At 69.4% G+C, this 18,259-nt stretch carries 12 protein-coding genes and 1 tRNA gene; 7 read left to right on the top strand and 6 right to left on the bottom strand.

Features of this window, described 5'->3' with window-relative positions; genetic code table 11:
• Positions 1 to 3 precede the first annotated feature (3 nt).
• The 3 genes from K6V06_RS06400 to K6V06_RS06390 form a co-directional block, all read right to left on the bottom strand.
• Positions 4 to 1,317 (bottom strand): MFS family transporter, encoded by a 1,314-nt coding sequence (locus K6V06_RS06400; protein WP_222241138.1) that lies wholly within the window; start codon positions 1,315 to 1,317, stop codon positions 4 to 6.
• A gap of 275 nt (positions 1,318 to 1,592) precedes the next feature.
• Entirely contained in the window at positions 1,593 to 5,498 is a 3,906-nt protein-coding gene (locus tag K6V06_RS06395) for an AAA family ATPase (RefSeq protein ID WP_222241136.1), read from the bottom strand.
• Positions 5,495 to 6,811: an exonuclease SbcCD subunit D C-terminal domain-containing protein gene (locus K6V06_RS06390; protein WP_222241134.1), complete on the bottom strand. Its 1,317-nt coding sequence runs from the start codon at positions 6,809 to 6,811 to the stop codon at positions 5,495 to 5,497. The genes K6V06_RS06395 and K6V06_RS06390 overlap by 4 nt, the downstream gene beginning before the upstream one ends.
• Before the next feature lie 155 nt (positions 6,812 to 6,966).
• Between K6V06_RS06390 and K6V06_RS06385 the strand changes: the two genes are divergently transcribed.
• Positions 6,967 to 7,041, top strand: a tRNA-Cys gene (locus tag K6V06_RS06385).
• A gap of 223 nt (positions 7,042 to 7,264) precedes the next feature.
• The gene (locus K6V06_RS06380) at positions 7,265 to 7,705 is read left to right on the top strand and encodes a GNAT family N-acetyltransferase (protein WP_222241132.1); all 441 of its coding nucleotides are present in this window, start codon (positions 7,265 to 7,267) and stop codon (positions 7,703 to 7,705) included.
• Here the strand turns inward: K6V06_RS06380 and dmeF are convergent.
• On the bottom strand, positions 7,702 to 8,676 hold the full coding sequence (gene dmeF, locus K6V06_RS06375; RefSeq protein WP_222241130.1) for a CDF family Co(II)/Ni(II) efflux transporter DmeF: 975 nt from the start codon (positions 8,674 to 8,676) through the stop codon (positions 7,702 to 7,704). The genes K6V06_RS06380 and dmeF overlap by 4 nt on opposite strands.
• A 503-nt stretch (positions 8,677 to 9,179) precedes the next feature.
• On the opposite strand from dmeF, the gene K6V06_RS06370 reads away from it, so the two are divergent.
• The gene (locus K6V06_RS06370) at positions 9,180 to 9,761 is read left to right on the top strand and encodes an acyloxyacyl hydrolase (RefSeq protein WP_222241119.1); all 582 of its coding nucleotides are present in this window, start codon (positions 9,180 to 9,182) and stop codon (positions 9,759 to 9,761) included.
• Positions 9,762 to 9,818: 57 nt separating this feature from the next.
• Here the strand turns inward: K6V06_RS06370 and K6V06_RS06365 are convergent, their stop codons facing one another.
• The gene (locus tag K6V06_RS06365; RefSeq protein ID WP_222241117.1) at positions 9,819 to 11,240 is read right to left on the bottom strand and encodes a PLP-dependent aminotransferase family protein; all 1,422 of its coding nucleotides are present in this window, start codon (positions 11,238 to 11,240) and stop codon (positions 9,819 to 9,821) included.
• A 310-nt stretch (positions 11,241 to 11,550) separates the two neighbouring features.
• Between K6V06_RS06365 and K6V06_RS06360 the strand changes: the two genes are divergently transcribed.
• The 3 genes from K6V06_RS06360 to K6V06_RS06350 all read left to right on the top strand — a co-directional run bounded on the left by K6V06_RS06360 (position 11,551) and on the right by K6V06_RS06350 (position 16,215).
• Positions 11,551 to 12,882: an aspartate aminotransferase family protein gene (locus K6V06_RS06360; protein WP_222241115.1), complete on the top strand. Its 1,332-nt coding sequence runs from the start codon at positions 11,551 to 11,553 to the stop codon at positions 12,880 to 12,882.
• Positions 12,883 to 12,929: 47 nt separating this feature from the next.
• Positions 12,930 to 14,447 carry a CoA-acylating methylmalonate-semialdehyde dehydrogenase gene (locus K6V06_RS06355; protein ID WP_222241113.1) on the top strand — a complete coding sequence of 506 codons (1,518 nt, stop codon included), beginning with the start codon at positions 12,930 to 12,932 and terminating at the stop codon, positions 14,445 to 14,447.
• A gap of 379 nt (positions 14,448 to 14,826) precedes the next feature.
• Positions 14,827 to 16,215, top strand: coding sequence for an amino acid permease (locus K6V06_RS06350; RefSeq protein WP_222241110.1), 1,389 nt, complete (start codon positions 14,827 to 14,829; stop codon positions 16,213 to 16,215).
• 9 nt (positions 16,216 to 16,224) lie between these two features.
• Here the strand turns inward: K6V06_RS06350 and K6V06_RS06345 are convergent, their stop codons facing one another.
• Positions 16,225 to 17,625 (bottom strand): PLP-dependent aminotransferase family protein, encoded by a 1,401-nt coding sequence (locus tag K6V06_RS06345; protein ID WP_222241108.1) that lies wholly within the window; start codon positions 17,623 to 17,625, stop codon positions 16,225 to 16,227.
• A gap of 297 nt (positions 17,626 to 17,922) precedes the next feature.
• Here K6V06_RS06345 and K6V06_RS06340 point away from each other — a divergent pair, with 297 nt between their 5' ends.
• A complete protein-coding gene (locus K6V06_RS06340) occupies positions 17,923 to 18,240 on the top strand; it encodes a DUF2917 domain-containing protein (protein WP_222241106.1) in 318 nt (105 codons plus the stop codon).
• Positions 18,241 to 18,259: the final 19 nt, after the last annotated feature.

Here is an 18,259-nt window from a genome sequence, read left to right as displayed (position 1 = left end):
GGCTCACGGCTCGTGATGCAGGTACTTCGCCTGCTTCGGCAGCCGGGTGCTGACGAGGAAGGCGACCACCATCATCACGGTGACATACCAGTAGAACGCGCTCTCGTGTCCCAGCGACTTCAGGCCCAGGGCGACGTACTCGGCCGAGCCGCCGAACACGGCATTGGCGATCGCATAGGCCAGCCCCACGCCGAGTGCGCGCACTTCCGGCGGGAACATCTCGGCCTTGACGATGCCGCTGATCGACGTATAGAGACTGACCACCGCCAGGGCAAAGACGATCAGCACGAAGGCGAGGATCGGGCTGGTGACCACGTGCAGCGCAGTCAGCACCGGCACCGTAATCAGCGCGCCGAGCGCGCCGAACAGCATCATGTTGGTACGGCGGCCGATGCGGTCCGACAGCGCGCCGAACACCGGCTGCATGCACATGTAGACGAACAGCGCCCCCGTCATCACGTAGCTGGCGGTCTTGACCGGCATGCCGGCGGTATTGACCAGGTACTTCTGCATGTACGTGGTGAAGGTGTAGAAGATCAGCGAGCCGCCCGCGGTATAGCCCAGCACCGTCAGGAAGGCGGCGCGGTGGTCGCGCAGCAGCGCGACCACGCTGCCCGCCTCCTTGCTGGCACGGGTCGAGGCGTTCGACGTTTCCTGCAGCGTGCGGCGCAGCAGCAGCGCGACGATCGCGGTGATCGCGCCGATCACGAAGGGGATGCGCCAGGCCCAGGTGCGCAGTTCCTGCTCGGTATAGATCTGCTGCAGGATGACCACCACCAGTACCGCGAGCAACTGCCCGCCGATCAGCGTGACGTACTGGAAGGAGGAGAAGAACCCGCGCCGGCCGCGCAGCGCGACCTCGCTCATGTAGGTGGCAGTGGTGCCGTATTCGCCACCGACCGACAGCCCCTGCAGCAGGCGCGCAAGCAGCAGCAGCGCGGGCGCCCAGGCGCCGATGCTGTCGTAGGTCGGCAAGCACGCAATCATCAGCGACCCGGTGCACATCATGACCACCGAGATCAGCAGCGAATTCTTCCGGCCGTGCCGGTCCGCGATGCGGCCGAAAATCCAGCCGCCGATCGGACGCATCAGGAAGCCGGCGGCGAATACGCCGGCGGTATTGAGCAGCTGGACCGTGGGATTGGACTGCGGGAAGAACGAATGCGCGAAGTAGATCGCGCAGAACGCGTAGATGTAGAAGTCGAACCACTCGACGAGATTACCGGACGAGGCGGCAACGATGGCGAAGACGCGTTTACGGCTGTCATCCGCCGCCGCCTGGCCGCTGCCAAGGCTGGGGCTGTTCACTTGTGTCATGAGAGATCGCTCGAATCGTTGTTGTGCCGCCGGCCCTGGGCAGGCGGAGGGGTTACCGCACTAGGGTAACCCCGATATCCGGCCTGTGCACCGGGCGGCGTCTGACGCGAACGAAGGCGAAAACCGCAAAAACGAACGCCCGTGCGGGTTTTTCGCCGCATTGTCCTGACATGCGAACGGTAAATCCACGGGCGCGACCAGTGGATGGGCCCACGGCCGGTTGACGAAAGCTTGCCGAAAGGCGCGCATCGCGCCGCTGTCCGGCGCGGGCGCGGTCAGGCAGGTTCGCCGCCCGTCACCGCGATCCGGCTCTGGCCCCCGGCGAGCCGCCGCAACTCGATACGCGTGCCGATGCGCTCGGTCATTTCGTGCACATGCGAAATCACGCCGACCTTGCGTCCCTGGGACTGCAGATTGTCGAGCGCATCCATCGCGACGCGCAGCGTATCGCTGTCCAGGCTGCCGAAGCCCTCGTCGATGAACAGCGATTCGACCCGCACCCGGTGCGACGACAGCGAGGCCAGACCGAGCGCCAGCGACAGCGACACCAGGAACGATTCGCCGCCCGACAGCGAATGGACGGAGCGGGCTTCGTCGCCCATGTCCTGATCGACCACCAGCAGGCCAAGGCTGTCGGGCAGCCGCTCCATGCGGTAGCGCCGCGACAGCGTGGCAAGGTGCCGGTTGGCATAACCGAGCAGGATGTCCAGCGTCATCTGCTGGGCATGGTTGCGGAATTTCTTGCCGTCCGCCGAGCCGATCAGCTCGTGCATGACCTGCCAGATCCGTGCCTCGTTTTCCTGCCGCTCGATGCGTTCGAGCAGTGCCGCGCCCTGCTGGCGGCGCTCATCGTCGCGGCGCAGGGCAAAGCTCGCTTCGGCCTGCGCCTTGCCGACCATGTCGCGCTGCTGCCGCATGTGGGCAAGGGCGTCGCGCAGCGCTTCGCTGCGCACAGCGTCGGCGTGGCTTGCGCACGGCGCTGTGGCTTCGGTGATGACTTCGGTGTTTCCTGCCGTCCAGGCTTCGATGCACTCCTGCGCTTCTGCCGATAGCACCGGCCGCTGTTCCTGCCATCGCTGCCGCTCGGCTTGCCGGGCCGCGGCAAGCGCGCCGCAGGCGTCGACGTCGCGCTCGAGCGCGCGCAAGGCTTCCTCCTCCTGCGCAACTTGTTCCATGCCGATGGCCAGCAGTTCGCGCAGCGCCGGCTCCTGCAGCGCCTGCCGTTCCAGCCAGGCATCGAGTTGCGCGCGCGCGGCAAGCTGATCCTGCTGCACGCGCACCGTCGTCTCTTCGGCGCGCTCGAACCGTGCCGCTTCGCTGGCGATGCGCTGCGCAGCCTGTTGGCACGCCGCGTCGGCTCGCTCGACGGCAGCCGCTGCGCCGGACATTGCGGCTTCCAGTTGTGCAGCGATTGCATCGACGCTGCGCTCGCGGTCGCGCGGATCGGTGAAGACCGCGTCGCGCAACGCACGCTTGCCCGCCAGCTCGCGGTCCTGTGTGGCGAACGCATCGGCCGCACGCTGTTGCTGCTGGAGCGCGCCTTGCAGCGCGTCGGTCGCTGCCGCGATTGCCTGGTCCGCCGTGGTCACGCGCTGACGCAGGGCTTCGTGCTCGCGTGTCGTGTCGTTCCACTGGCCGGCCAGTTGCGCACAGTGCGCGGCGAACGCAGCCGGGTCTGCCGACCAGGCGTCCTGCCAGCGGGCGTGCGGGTCCCTGCTGGCGAGAAGCGCGAGACGGGCGGCGCCCAGCGCGCCATCGTCGAGGCTGATCAGCGCGCCGTCGATGCTTGCCGCCAGGGTCTGCTGCTGTTCGCTCGCTGCGCTCTGGCGCGACTCGATCTGCGCCAATTCGCCGTGAAGCTGCTCGCGGCGGTCTTGCGCGAGCTGCCGGGCCGCGCGCAGCCGCTCCAGTTCGGCCATCGCCTGTTGCAGCCGCAGATCTAGCGCGCGCACTGCGGCGTCGTCGGCGGCGGCCTGCCGCTCCTCCGCGGCAGCCGCTTCGGACAGCTGCGCCAGGCGCAGCCTGCATTCGTCGAGGTCGGCCCAGAGTTCGGACTGAGCGGCCACACTGGCTGCCAGCGGATGGGCTTGCCAGGCCGCGGCAGCGGCGTCGCGCTCGCCCTGCAGGCTGGCTTCGCGCGCGCGCAGCATGTCGAGCTCCTCCTGCAGCGCGGCGGCCGTGGCACGGTCCCCGTGCCCGGCCGCATCGAGCGCCGCGAGCGCCTGCGCACAGCGGTGGTAGTCCTGCTCCAGGGCGTCGAGCACCTTGCGCAAGGGCTGCGCGGCGTCCCCGGCGTACGGATGCGAGGTGGCGCCGCAGACCGGGCAGGGTGCGTCGGGCTCCAGCGCGTTGCGCAGGGTTTCGACGCTCTCGTGACAGGCCGCGGCGGCGAGCCGCCACGCGCGCTCGGCGCTGTCCCGCGCCTGCTCGGCGGCCGGGCGCTGCACCCGGTGTTGCTCCAGCCGCGACAGGCATTCACGATGGCGCGCCTGCACGCGGTCCGTGTGCTGCCGCAATTCCGCGAGGCCCTGCTCGGCGCGCCACAGGGCCAGCAGCAACTGCTCGGCCCGCTGCAGCGCCGCCGACTGGTGCCGGGCCGCCTGCAGCCGCGCCGCGATGGCATCGCGATCCTGCGCCGCCAGTTCGTCCCGCCAGCGCTGGCATTGCTCCTGTGCGGGCTCGAGGGCGGCGACGGCTTCGCCCAGTGCCTGTTCCGCCTGCGCGAGCCGGGGCCGCGCAGCGCCGAGCGCCGCGGTGTGTCGCGCGATCTCTGCCGTGAGGCGGCCATGCGCGCCATGCCATGACGCGGCCTGGTGCAGGGCCTGTTCCCAGCGCAGCCATTGCGAGCCGAGCGCCGCAAGGCTGGCATGCTGGTCCAGCCATTGCTGGGTCGCGCCCAACGCAGCCACCGCCTGCGCCCGCTCCGCTTGCACGCGGTCGAGCCGCGCACGCGCCTGGGCGGCCGCTGCGGCAGCGTCGTTACGCGCGGCCAGTGCGTTGCGGTGGCCAGGCAACAGCGTGGCGATGACGGTGTCCAGTTCGCGCGCCCGGGCGATTCGCGGCGCCGCGGCGGCTTGCGCCTGGGCGGCGGCATCGCGCGCGGCCAGCGCATGCCGCCGCTGTTGCTGCGCGAGATCGGCGGCCTGCTGCGCAGCGAGCCATGCGGCGCGCGACGCGTCCGCTTCCGCGCGCGCCGCGGCAGCCTGTTTGCCAAGCCGGTCCAGTTCCGTCACCAGCGGCCGCGCCTGCTGCGCCAGCCGCACGGACTCGAGCCGCGACCGGCGCGGCGCTGCCGCGTCACGCGCGGACAGGGCGCTCTGCAGGGCAAGCGCGGCCTCCTGGCTGGCATGCGCGAGCTGGGCGTCGCGCTCGTGCCAGGACACCGACGCGTCGAGCTCGCGCATGCGGCTGTCCAGCGCGGCCGCCTCTTCGGCATGCCGCTGCTGCTGCTGTTCGATCTCCAGCCGCGTCGCGGCATCGAGCGGCGGATCGGCGTCCAGCTGGTCGCGCAAGCCGCGCAGCCTCTCCTGCTCGGCCTTGTTGCGCTCGTGGGCGCGGCGCGAGATCGCTTCGAAGCGCTCGGTGCCGGTCAGCGCCTGCAGCAGCTCGGCCCGCTCGTCGTCATCGGCTTTCAGGAAGGCGAAAAACTCGTTCTGCGCCAGCAGCACCGCGCGGGTGAACTGCTCGAAGGTCAGGCCGATGCGCTCGACGATGGCGGGCTTGACCTCGGACTTCAGGCCGCCGCCCACCGGCTCGCCGCCGGGCAGGCGGGCGAGCGCCATCTGCGTGTCCTGCAACTTGCCGCTGGCGCGAGAACGCGCGCGGCGCACGCTCCAGCGTGCGCGATAGGCGATGCCGTCGCCGCCGACGAAGTCGACCTCGGCATGGCCCTCGGCGGCGCCCCGGCGCAGCAGCGTGCGGGTATCGCGCGCGCCGATGGTCTCCCCGGCCACGTCCGGCAGCGCAGTGCCGCGGCCGGTGGCGTCCCGGGCCCGCGCCATGCGCGGAGTGGCGTCGTACAGCGCCAGGCACAGCGCGTCGAGCAAGGTGCTCTTGCCCGCCCCGGTCGGCCCGCAAATGGCGAACAACCCAGCCGACGCCAGCGGCTCGCCGCTGAAATCGACCTCGAAGTCGCCGGCGAGGGACGCCAGGTTGCGCCCGCGGATGGCGAGGATCTTCATGCCGCCTCCACCCCGGACGTATCGTCCTCGTCGTCATGCAGCAGCTCGTGCAATGCGGCAAGGAGCGCGGGCGGTGCTTCGCCGCCATGGCGGCTGCGGTACAGCGAGGAAAACAGCGCGGCCGGGTCGACCCGGTTCAGGTCGTCCAGCGACAGCAGTGGCGCCGTCGCGTCATTGCCGGAAGCGGCGGCGCTGACTTCGATCCGCGCCAGCCGCACCGGCTTGTCCGCCAGCGCCTGCTCGATACGGCTGCGCAGCGCCGGCTCCGGTCCGTCGAGGCGCACCCGTACCTGCAGGTAGGGCTGCAGGTCTTCGGCCATCGCTTCCTGCCCGGCGGGGGCCGGCACAGACAGCCCCTGCAATGCCGCCAGCGCGTCGTCCAGCGGCGCCGGTTGTTCCGGCACCCGCAGCAGTGGCACCCAGCGGGGCACCGGCACCGCCCGGATCTCCTGGAGCCGGTCGCCCTCGATGGTGCCGCTGAGCACCTGGTGGCGATAGTGGATCTCCGAGAACGACATCGGCAGCGGACTGCCGCTGTACCGAATGTGCTCCTGGCCGCCGACGCGCTGGGCCTTGTGCAGGTGTCCCAGCGCGACATAGGCGATGGCCGGGTCGAAGATGCCGGGCGGGAGCGCTTCCGCGCCGCCGACGACGATGCGCCGCTCCGAGTCCTCCGAGGCCTCGCCGCCGCGCATGTGGCAATGACCCAGCGCGACGACGGGCTGGTCCGGGGCGCGGCGGCGCAGGGCCTCGTCCAGCGCCGCGCGATAGAGCGCCGCGACGCCCGCCCGGTAGGGATCGGTGTCAAGCGGGGCCACTTCCGCGTCGGCCTGCGCACTGCCGCCTTCCGGCAACGCCGGTCGCGGCACATCGCCCGGCCGCAGGAAGGGGATGGCCAGGCACCACGCCCGCACCTCGCCGTCCGCGCCGTGCACCGGCGTGACGAGGCGGCCGATGTCGATGGCGCCGTCGCCCAGCCGCGTCACCTGGCCGATGCAGCATACGCCAAGACCGTCGAGAAACGGCGCGGGCGCTTCCATCCGGGCCGGCGAGTCGTGATTGCCGGCGATCATCACGATGGCGAGCGCGGGCCGGCGACGGCGCGCCTCGGTGATGAACCGGTACAGCTGGCGCTGGGAAGCGGCAGACGGATTGGCGTTGTCGAAGACGTCGCCGGCGATCAGCAGCAGTTCGGTGTCTTCGGCATCGAGCGTATCGAGCAGCCAGTCCAGGAAGCGCTGGTGTTCGGCGGTGCGGTCGTAGTGATGGAAGGTCTGGCCCAGATGCCAGTCGGAGGTGTGCAGCAGTCGCATGGTAGCGGTCGTTCGGCGATGGCCGTGACGATAGCAGAGATGCGCCGGCGCGCCGGGTCCTGCACGAATTTCCGGTTCCGGCTACACTTGCGCCCGCGCCGATGTCGCCGCCCGTTGCGGCGGTCGCTGCCGGCGCACACCGATGCGGCAAACGTGGCGGGGTGGCAGAGTGGTGATGCCATGGCCTGCAAAGCCGTGCACGACGGTTCGATTCCGTTCCCCCGCCTCCATCGCGCTCGCATCGGTTGCCTCGACGCCTCCCGCCTCCCGCCTCTCTCCTTTCTCATCCCGCGCCGCACAGGCGGCCCTGCCTGCACACCCTCGGGGTTATCCCGCATCAAGTTCCTGCCCGCGCCGCGGCCGGATGCTGTACTGTCAATTCAGACGCAGTCCAATCATTCGTATTGCACCCGGCAGGGGAGCAGAAGACGCCGGGGCGAGCCGAGGCTTTCCATGACAAGAGATCTGCGTATCCGCGCCGCGGCGCCAGGGGAGCGGCCCGACATCACCAGCGTGCTGGAGCAGTGTGGCCTGCCGGTGGACGACATCGAACCGCAACGGCATCTGTTCCACGTCGCAGTGCTCGATGGCCGTATCGTCGGCTGTGGCGGCGCCGAGTTGTACGGGGACACCGCCGTGGTCAACTCCCTGGCGGTATTGCCGGAATATCGCGACCAGCGCATCGCCTCGCACCTGATCTGCGCGGTCCTCAGCCGGGCGCGCGCCGAGGGGTGCCGCAGTGCGGTGCTGCTGACCACCAGTTGCCCCAGCTACTTTGCCCGCTATGGCTTCTCGTTGACCCCCGCGGCGGCGCTGCCGGCCGAGGTGCGCGAGTCGCCGCTGCAGCAGCGCCTGCTGCAGGGCGGCTGGTGCATGCGCTGCGAGCTCAACTAGCGGGCGGCTGCGGCCGCTTCGCAGTACGCAATTTCGACAGTCACGTGCGCGAGCTCCTCGTGGACGCCCAGCGCCGTGCGGACCCGCTCGGCCGTCAACGTCCGGTCGTGGGTGACCAGCGCGACGATGCAGGCGAAGTTGGCCTTGCCAACGCGCCAGACGTGCAGATCGGTGATGCGGGTGTGGGCCGCGCCGCCGTCGAACTGCGCCAGCACCTCGCGAACCTCGTCGACCACGGGGTGATCCATTTCACGGTCAAGCAGCACGGCGGAGGTCTCGCGGATCAGACCCACCGCCCAGTGCGCGACCAGCGCCGCGCCGACGATGCCCATCACCGGGTCGAGCCAGCGCCAGCCCAGCCACCAGCCGCCGGCCAGCGCGGCCAGCGCCAGCACCGAGGTGGCGGCGTCGGCCAGCACGTGCAGGTAGGCCGAGCGCAGGTTCAGGTCGTGGCCGTTGTGATGCTGATCGTGCGCGTCCGCGTGCCCGTGGGAGTGTCCGTGCCCATGGGAGTGTCCGCCGCCGCCCAGCAGCCAGGCGCTGGCCAGATTGACCAGCAGGCCGAGCGCCGTCACCGCCATGGCCTCGGGATAGTGGATCGTGGTCGGCTCCACCAGCCGCCCGAGCGACGCCACTGCCATCAGCACGGCCACGCCCAGCAGGAACACCGCACTGGCGAAGCCGGCCAACACCTCGATCTTCCAGGTGCCGAAGGCAAAGCGGCGGTCCGCCGCATAGCGCCGGGAGGCGGCATAGGCAAGGACGGACAGGCCGATCGCCAGCGCGTGCGAACTCATATGCCAGCCGTCCGCCAGCAGCGCCATCGAGCCGAACCACCATCCGGCAACGATCTCGCCGCACATGGCGAGCAGCGTCACCGCCAGCACGAGCCGGGTGCCCCGCTCGGCGTCGGGGTTGCCCTGGTCGAAAACATGCTGGTGGGTCCAGCGTGACAGATCGTGGGTGTGCATTCGAATCTCCGCAGAAGCGCCAAGGCTAGCAGCGTTGGCGAAGCCGTGGCGGCCCAAGGGAGCACGCCATCCGACCGGCCGGCGGCGCGCGCCGATGACGGCAGGCGAGCCGTTGTGCAGATGCAACAATCTGCTGGCGGGCGGGGGCGGTCGTCGCGGCCGCCCGTGGCGCGGCGCCCGGCCTTGCCCCGACTGCGGCCACCGGCGAGGCCGTTCGCACGACGCTCAACATACATTCATGAATGCATGTATCATTTCTGCTCGATTTTGTGCGTTCCTGGTTGTTTTGGTCTAAAAATTACGATGACTTACCGTTTCATTACCGGCTGCCTCGCTACCTGGATCGGTGTGTGCGCCACTGCCGGATGGGTGATCGAACGCCTCTGGTCCTGACGGCCAGGGGCCAGGTGGAGACGGCGCCGCGCAGCACTGGCGCGGCCCGCGCGCCTGCCTGCCCGCCTGCAGCGTTTCCTCTCCCAAACCTTCTTTCTCCTGCGACCACCATGACACAACAACAATATGTTGCAGCGCCGCGCAGTGCCGGCAAGCTGCGTGCCGCCAGTGCCGCCGTCGCCGCGCTGGCAGCCCTGACCATGGCGCCCGCCCACGCCGACCCGGGCCTTCACTTCGCCTATGCGCGCGATACAGGTGAGGGCATCAACAAGGCCGAGCTGGGGCTGAACTGGGATACGCCCTACAAGTGGGGCAACCCGCAGGGCTGGCAGCTGAAGGTGCAGGGCGAAGTCAACGTCGCCCATTGGGACGCGCGCCGTGGTACCAACCAGCGCGATGTCTGGGAACTGGGCCTGTCGCCGATCCTGCGCCTGGAAAAGCGCGGCGGCTCGGTGGTGCCGTTCGCCGAGGCATCGGTGGGCGTGCGTCTGCTCAGCCATACCTCCACCTCGGACGAACATCGTTTCAGCACGGCGTTCCAGTTCTCCGACATGGTGGGCCTCGGTGTCGCCTTCGGTCCGCAGCAGCGCATCGAAGCCGGCGTCCGTTACCAGCACATCTCGAACGCCAGCATCAAGCGGCCGAACCCGGGCACCGATTTCCTGACCGGGTACGTGCGCTACCGCTTCTGACGCTTCTGACGGCTGGCTCGCCGACGACCGCCCGGCGGCGGGCGGTTTCCGCCGCGCTCAGCGGGCGCCGCGCACCGCATCGAAGAACGACCACAGTTGTGGCGCGTCGCTGGTCGCCACGTTGAAGCGAATCCACGGCGTGTCGGCTTCGTCGGCGGCGAAGTAGCTGCCCGGCGCGAGCCACACGCCGTGCGCCAGCGCCTGCGTCGCCAGCGCGCTGCCCGTTCCCTGGGCCACCGGCTCGCGCAGCCGCGCCCAGGCGAACATCCCGCCCTCGGGCCGCAGCATCACTTCCAGCCCGTGCGCTTCCATCCGCTCGGTGACGTGGTCCTGTTGCGCGCGCAGCCGCGCGGCCAGGGATTCGACATGGCGCCCGTAGTGCCCGCCGGTCAGCACCGCATACACCAGCCGCTCCGTGACCTCCGACGAGGTCAGGCCGACCGCCATCTTGGTGCGCGCGAATGCCTTGGCCAGCTCCGGACTGGCCGCGACATAGCCGACCCGCAGCGACGGCGTGATGGTCTTGGAAAAGCCGTTGATATACACCACATGCGACAGGCCATCCATTGCCGCCAGCATCGGTGAGCCGGGCGGCGCCAGCTCCCGATAGATGTCGTCCTCGACGACCAGCAGCCGGTGGCGTTCGGCCAGTTGCAGCACGCGGTGCGCATTCATGCTGGTCAGCGTGCCCCCGGTCGGGTTCTGCAGGACGGTGTTGACGAACAGCGCGCGCGGCGCATGCTCGCGGATGGCGAGGTCGAGGGCGTCGGTATCGAGCCCGTCCTTGCCGCGCGGCACACCGATCACGCGCAGGCCGGCCAGCCGCAGGATCTGCAGCAGGTTGCAATAGCAGGGGTCCTCGACCAGCACCGTGTCGCCCGCGCGCAGCAGCGTGCGCACCACCAGATCGAGCGCCTGGGTCGCGCCCTGCGTCAGCACCACTTGCCCCGCCTGCACCGGCATGCCGTGGCGGCCCAGGCCCGTGGCGATATGCTCGCGCAGCGCGGCATGGCCGTAGGGATGGCCGTAACCCGACACCTGCCCGGCCGGCAGCCGCGCCGCGGCGCGGATCGCCTGGTGCAGGCCCTCCTCGTTGAGCCAGTCCCCGGGCAACCAGCCGGCGCCGGCCTTGATCGGCACCGAATGGTCGGCGAACACGTCCGACAGCAGCCACGCCGCGTTCAGCACCGGCGCTTCCCAGCGCGGTGCGGGCGCGGCGCCGGGTATCGCCTGCCGGTGCGCCACCGTATAGCCCGACCCCGCGCGGGAAGCCAGGTAGCCGAGCGCGGTGAGCCGGCCGTAGGCCTCGGCCACGGTATAGGTGCTGACGCCATGCTGCGCCGCGAAGCGGCGCACCGACGGCACCGAGGTACCCGGGCGCAGCGCGCGCCGGTCCACCATGGCCGCGATGCCGGCCACGATCTGTTCGGTCAGGGTATCGCCGCCGCGGCGGCTGCGGGTCAGGTCGAGCTGGATCATCGGGTGGCATTGTCGCGGGGAAACCAATACAGTTCAAGCGCAATCCCCGGTGCGCGCCGCAGCGCCGCTGCCAATTCCGGCCGACGGTCAAACGGCTGGCACAGGCCTTTCTGCCGGTACGGACCATTCTCCGCTGGCATCGCCCTGCACCGGCCTGCCAGTACAGTTGGCCGGTTTTCATCTGTACGGTTTGCCCAACTTCTGGTCACTGTCTATTTTGCCGGCGAGCAGCGCCCGCTACAGTGGTCCGATCGCCTTGCCGGGCCGCTGCCTTCCGCAGCGGCCGACCACAACCCATTCAGGAGGAACCATGGACGCCGCCAAAACCGTGATGCCCGATCTCGACGCGCTGTGGATGCCGTTCACGGCCAATCGCCAGTACAAGGCCGCGCCGCGGCTGCTCGCCTCGGCCAGCGGCATGTACTACACGACCCATGACGGTCGCCAGGTCCTCGATGGCTGCGCGGGACTGTGGTGCGTGGCAGCGGGCCACTGCCGCAAGGAGATCGCCGAGGCGATCGCCCAGGCCGCACAGACGCTGGACTACGCGCCGCCGTTCCAGATGGGCCATCCGCTGTCGTTCGAAGCCGCCACCAAGCTGGCGCAGATCATGCCGTCGGGCCTGGACCGCATCTTCTTCACCAATTCCGGTTCGGAGTCGGTCGATACCGCGCTGAAGATCGCGCTGGCGTACCACCGCGCGCGCGGCGAAGGCCAGCGCACCCGTTTCATCGGGCGCGAACGCGGCTATCACGGCGTCGGCTTCGGCGGCATGGCCGTGGGCGGCATCGGCCCCAACCGCAAGATGTTCTCCAACAACGTGATGCCGGGCGCCGATCATCTGCCCGCCACGCTCAATATCGCCGAAGCCGGTTTCTCGCGAGGCCAGCCGAACTGGGGCGCGCATCTGGCCGACGAACTCGAGCGCATCCTGGCGCTGCATGATCCGTCCAATGTGGCTGGCGTCATTGTCGAGCCGCTGGCGGGCTCGGCCGGCGTGCTGGTGCCGCCGGTCGGCTACCTGGAGCGCCTGCGCGAGATCACCAGCAAGCACGGCATCCTGCTGATCTTCGACGAGGTGATCACCGCCTTCGGCCGGCTCGGCGCGGCGACCGCCGCCGAGCGCTTCGGCGTGACACCCGACCTGATCACCATGGCCAAGGCCATCAACAACGCCGCGGTGCCCATGGGCGCGGTCGCGGTACGGCGCGAGGTGCACGACACCGTGGTCAACGGCGCGGCTGCTGGCGCCATCGAGCTGCTGCACGGCTACACCTATTCGGGCCACCCGCTGGCCGCGGCGGCCGCGATCGCTACGCTCGATCTGTACAAGAACGAGGACCTGTTCGGCCGCGCCCGCAAGCTGGAGCCGGTATTCGAGCAGGCCGCGCATGGCGTGCGCGGTGCGCCGCACGTGCGCGACATCCGCAATTTCGGCATGGTCGCGGGCATCGAGCTGGACCCGCGCCCGGGCGAGCCGGGTGCACGCGCCTACGAGGCGTTCCTCAAATGCCTGGAGCGCGGCGTGCTGGTGCGCTACACCGGCGACATCCTCGCCTTCTCGCCGCCGCTGATCATCTCCGAGGAGCAGATCGGCCAGCTGTTCGACACCGTGCGCGAGGTACTGCAGGAGGTCCGCTGAAGGACCGCCCGTACCAACCACAACGCGACATACCGAGGAAGACCGCAGTGAATATCGCAGATAGCCGGCAGATTGCCGAAGTGCACCACTATATTGGCGGCACGGTACGGCGCTCGTCGTCGACCCGCTACGCCGATGTGTTCAACCCCGCCACGGGCGACGTCAGTGCCCGCGTGGTGATGGGCTCGACCCAGGACGTGGACGATGCCGTCGCCGCCGCGCGCGACGCCTGGCCGGCCTGGGCCGAGACGCCGCCGCTGCGCCGCGCGCGCATCCTGTTCAAGTTCAAGGAGCTGCTGGACCGTCATCACGACGATCTGGCGGCGATCATCACCCGCGAGCACGGCAAGGTGCTGTCCGACGCGCGCGGCGAGGTCACGCGCGGCATCGAAGTCGTCGAGTTCGCCTGTGGCATCCCGCATCTGCTCAAGAGCGACTACACCGACAATATCGGCGGGGGCATCGACAACTGGAACCTGCGCCAGCCGCTGGGCGTGGTGGCCGGCATCACGCCGTTCAACTTCCCGGTGATGGTGCCGATGTGGATGTTCCCGGTGGCGCTGGCCTGCGGCAACACCTTCGCGCTCAAGCCGTCCGAGCGCGATCCCTCGGCCAGCCTGCTGCTGGCCGATCTGCTCAAGCAGGCGGGCCTGCCCGACGGCGTGTTCAACGTCGTCCATGGCGACAAGGAAGCGGTCGATGCGTTGCTGCACCATCCCGATGTCGAGGCGGTATCGTTCGTCGGTTCGACGCCGATTGCCGAGTACATCCATCAGGAGGGCGTGCGTCACGGCAAGCGCGTGCAGGCCCTGGGCGGCGCGAAGAACCATCTGGTGGTGATGCCCGATGCCGACCTGGACCAGGCGGTCGACGCGCTGATCGGCGCGGCCTACGGCTCGGCCGGCGAGCGCTGCATGGCGATCTCGGTAGCGGTCGCCGTGGGCGACGTCGCCGACCGGCTGGTGCCAAGGCTGGCCGAACGCGCCGCGGCGCTGAAGATCCGCAACGGCATCGAGTCCGACGCGGAGATGGGGCCGCTGGTCACCGCCGCGCACAAGGCCAAGGTCGAGGGCTATATCGCCCGCGGCGTGGAGGAGGGCGCGACGCTGGTGCTCGACGGCCGCGGCCACACCGTGCCGGGGCATGAGAAGGGCTTCTTCGTCGGCGGCACGCTGTTCGACAACGTGCGGCCCGAGATGACCATCTACAAGGAAGAGATCTTCGGACCGGTGCTGTCGGTCGTGCGCGTGCACGACTTCGCCGAGGCAGTGGCGCTGATCAACGCGCACGAGTTCGGCAACGGCGTGTCGTGCTACACCAGCGACGGCGGTATCGCGCGGGCGTTCGCCCGCCAGATCCGCGTCGGCATGGTCGGCATCAACGTGCCGATCCCGGTGCCGATGGCATGGCACTCGTTCGGCGGCTGGAAGCGCTCGTTGTTCGGCGACCACCACGCTTACGGCGAGGAGGGCGTGCGTTTCTACACCCGTTACAAGAGTGTGATGCAGCGCTGGCCCGACAGCATCGCCAAGGGCGCCGAGTTCACCATGCCCGTGGCCAAATAGCGCGCACTCCAGCGCACCGCCGCGGCTCTCCTTGCCGCGCCGTGTTGTGACGACCGGCCGTACCCGCCCTGGGTACGGCCGGTTTTTGTTTTCTGGGACAACCGCCTTTGCCGCGATGCCGATCTTCGAAGCCGCCGTGCTGATGTGATGGTCTGTCCCAGCCGGTTCGGTAAACTGGCCCGCCTCTTGCGTTTTCACGCCCTTGCCGCGGATGAAAAGGCGCCTCGCCCCCGGTTCTACGCACATCGTGCAGGGCCGCAAGCGGGGAACACCGACCGCCTGGTCGGGACGCGACGCGCCATCCGCATACCAACCTGACCGCACCGCCGCCGGCGCTGCTCGCCGGCGGCGATGCACGCCCTCCCCAAGGAGATCGCTTATGAGTTTGTTCCGCACCAAGGACATCGAGGCCATGCTGGCCGAGAGTCGCGACGACGGCTTGAAAAAGGTGCTCGGCCCCGTCGATCTGGTAATGATGGGCATCGGCGCCATCATCGGCACCGGCATCTTCGTGCTGACCGGCACCGGCGCGCTGACGGCCGGCCCGGCGCTGACCGTGTCCTTCGTCATCGCGGCAATGGCGTGCGGGTTTGCTGCGCTGTGCTACGCCGAGTTCGCCACCGCGATTCCGGTGTCGGGATCGATCTACACCTACAGCTATGCCACGCTCGGCGAGATCATCGCCTGGATGATCGGCTGGGACCTGCTGCTCGAATATGGGCTGGCCACCTCGGCCGTCTCGGTGGGCTGGTCGGGCTACTTCCAGTCGCTGATTGCCGGCTTCGGCATCCGGCTGCCCGAGGCGCTGAGCGCGGCGCCCGGCGCCGTGCCCGGCGTGAACAGCGTGCTGAACCTGCCGGCCATGCTGGTGATGCTGGCGATCACGTGGGTCGTATCGACCGGCGTGCGCGAGTCGGCGCGGCTGAACAACGTCATGGTCGCCATCAAGATCTCGGTGGTGGTGCTGTTCATCGCCGTCGGCGTCTGGCATGTGCAGCCGGTCAACTGGCAGCCCTACGCGCCGTTCGGTTTCTCCGGCATCGTCAACGCGGCGGCGCTGGTGTTCTTCGCCTTCATCGGCTTCGACGCGGTGACCTCCGCCGCCGAGGAGGTGCGCAATCCCCGCCGCGATCTGCCGATCGGCATCATCGGCTCGCTGGCCGTCTGCACCGTGCTGTACGTGGCCGTCGCCGCCATCATGACCGGCATCGTGCCGTTCCCGAAATTCGAGGGGATCGACCATCCGGTGTCGCTGGCGCTGCAATATGCCGGCCAGAACTGGGTGGCCGGCTTTGTCGATCTCGGCGCGATCCTCGGCATGACCACCGTGATCCTGGTGATGACCTACGGCCAGACCCGCATCCTGTTCGCGATGTCGCGCGACGGCCTGCTGCCCGCCCGCCTGTCGGAGGTGCACCCGGTGCACGCCACGCCGTTCTACGCCACCTGGACGGTCGGCATCGTCTTCTCGCTGATCGCCGGCTTCGTGCCGCTCGCCGTGCTTGCGGAGCTGATCAACATCGGCACGCTGTCGGCCTTCTCGCTGATCTCGATCGCGGTGCTGGTGCTGCGCCGCACGCGCCCGGACCTGCCGCGCACCTTCCGCTGCCCTGGCGTGCCGGTGGTGCCCCTGCTGTCGGTGGCCTTCTGCGTCTTCCTGATGGCGCACCTGCAGCCCTTCACCTGGATGGCGTTCCTGGCGTGGCTGGCGATCGGGCTGGCGATCTACTTCCTCTATGCGCGCCGCAACGCCGTGCTGCACCGTTGAGCGCCGGCTTCATGCCGCCCCCGCCGCGCGCAGGAACGCCAGCGCGCGCGGCTCCTCGACGAACGCCGAGTTGATCCGTATCCAGGCGCTGGCGCCGCCGCCGGGCCGGAAGTAGTTGCCCGGCGCCAGCATGATGTCGTACTGGCGGGCCAGCGCCACCAGGTCGCGCGAGTCCTCGAAGCGAGGCGAGCGCGCCCACAGGAAGTTGCCGCCGGCGGGGTGGCAGAACACCTCCCAGCCGGCTTCGCCGAGGCGGCGCACCGCATTGGCCGTCGCCTCGCGGACCCGCATGCGCAACCGCTCGACGTACTTGCGATAGGCGCCGCGCTCCAGCAGCGCCGCCGTGACGGCTTCGGCGAAATGCGAGCCCGCCACCGTGGTCAGCACCTTGACGTCGATCAGGTCCTTGACCAGCGCCTTGTCCGCGACTAGGTAGCCGATCCGCAGCGAGGCGGAAATCGTCTTGGAAAAGCCGCCGATATAAATGACCTGTTCGAGCTGGTCCAGCGTGGCCAGCCGGTCGCTGAAGTGCGTCTGGAAGTCCGAGAAGATGTCGTCCTCGACGAAGCGGAAGCCGTGGCGCCGCGCCAGCTCCAGCAGCCGGAAGGCAACCGGCGGCGCCAGCGTCGAGCCGGTCGGGTTCTGCAGCACGCTGTTGGTGAAGAACAGCTTGGGCCGGTGCTCGCGCAGCAGCGCTTCGGTGGCGTCGGGGTCCGGTCCGTTGGGGGTGTGCGGCACCCCGACCAGCTGGACGCCATGCAGCCGCAGCAGCCCGAACAGGTTGTAGTAGCCCGGATCCTCGACGAAGACCGTATCGCCCGGCTTGAGCAGATGGCGCACCACCAGGTCGAGCGCCTGGCTGGCGCCGTTGGTAATCAGCACCTGCGACTGCTCCGCCTCGATACCCAGCTGCCGTACCCGCGTCAGCACATGCCGGCGCAACTCCGGCAGCCCGAGCGGCGAGGCGTAGTGGATCACGCAATCGATGTCGTTGCGGGTGACCTGCCGGATCGCCTGCGACAGACCTTCGACATCGCGCCAGCTCTCGGGCACGAAGCCGCCCGCCAGCTTCAGCGTGGCGCTGGGATGGCTGAACTGATCGAGGATATGGTCGCAAAGGTCGTCGGCGAGGCTTGGATCGGACCAGCCGCGGCCGGCGCCTTCCGCCAGCGGGCTGTCCGCGACATAAAAGCCGGAGCCCTGCCGCGACGCCACCAGTCCCTGCGACACCAGCCGGTCATACGCCTCGATCACCGGGAAGCGGCTGATGCCGTGTTCCGCAGCCACCTGCCGGATCGACGGCAGCCGCGCGCCCGGCCGCGCCGTGCGACTGCTGATCCAGCGCTTGACCTCGCTGACGATCTGCTCGGTCAGCGGAATTCCCGTCGTCGGGTCGAGCGACAGCTTCATGGTGCGGTCCTGTCAGGTCGGCAAAGGGGGGCGGCATCCGCGGCTGGCCCGGTGTTCCGACCGGGCCGCGGCCAGTCGTTTGCCCGATCACTGTTCAGCAAAAACTGCTGCACAGTACATCGGAAACTGTTCGGAACTGTGCATGGGATTGTAGCGGCCGCCATGAATAATGGAAGGACCGCGGGAGTGCTCCGCCCCTGGCCCTCGGGGCCAGGCGGCGCAGAGTCGGACAGACCCGCAACGGCCGGCGCGCAAGCACCTGGCGAGCACGCCGGCAACGCTTCTCAGGAGTGGATCATGCAGGAACTGCGAGATTTCGAACTCGACGGCAGCGGCCGTCCCGTCCAATGGCGCGCGGGCAGCGGCGAGCGGGTGACCGCCCGCACTGGCCGCCTCTGGCTGACGGTGGAAGGCGAAGCCGCCGATATCTGGCTGCTGCCGGGGCAGACCGCGGCGTTGCCCACGGGCGGTACGGTATGGATTTCCGGCGAGGAGCGCGGCTCGCGCTTTACCTTGGCGCGGCCTGCCAACGGCCTGTCCTCGTCCTGGCGCGGGGCGATGCGCCGGCTGCTGGCGCCGTGGGGCAAGCCGGCGCCGGCGACGCTTGCTGGCTGAACCGGCGGGCGCGCTCCAG

Origin of the sequence: Cupriavidus sp. AU9028 (assembly GCF_019795295.1) — a bacterium.
GTDB lineage: Bacteria > Pseudomonadota > Gammaproteobacteria > Burkholderiales > Burkholderiaceae > Cupriavidus.
This window is presented reverse-complemented; position numbering and strand designations above follow the sequence as displayed.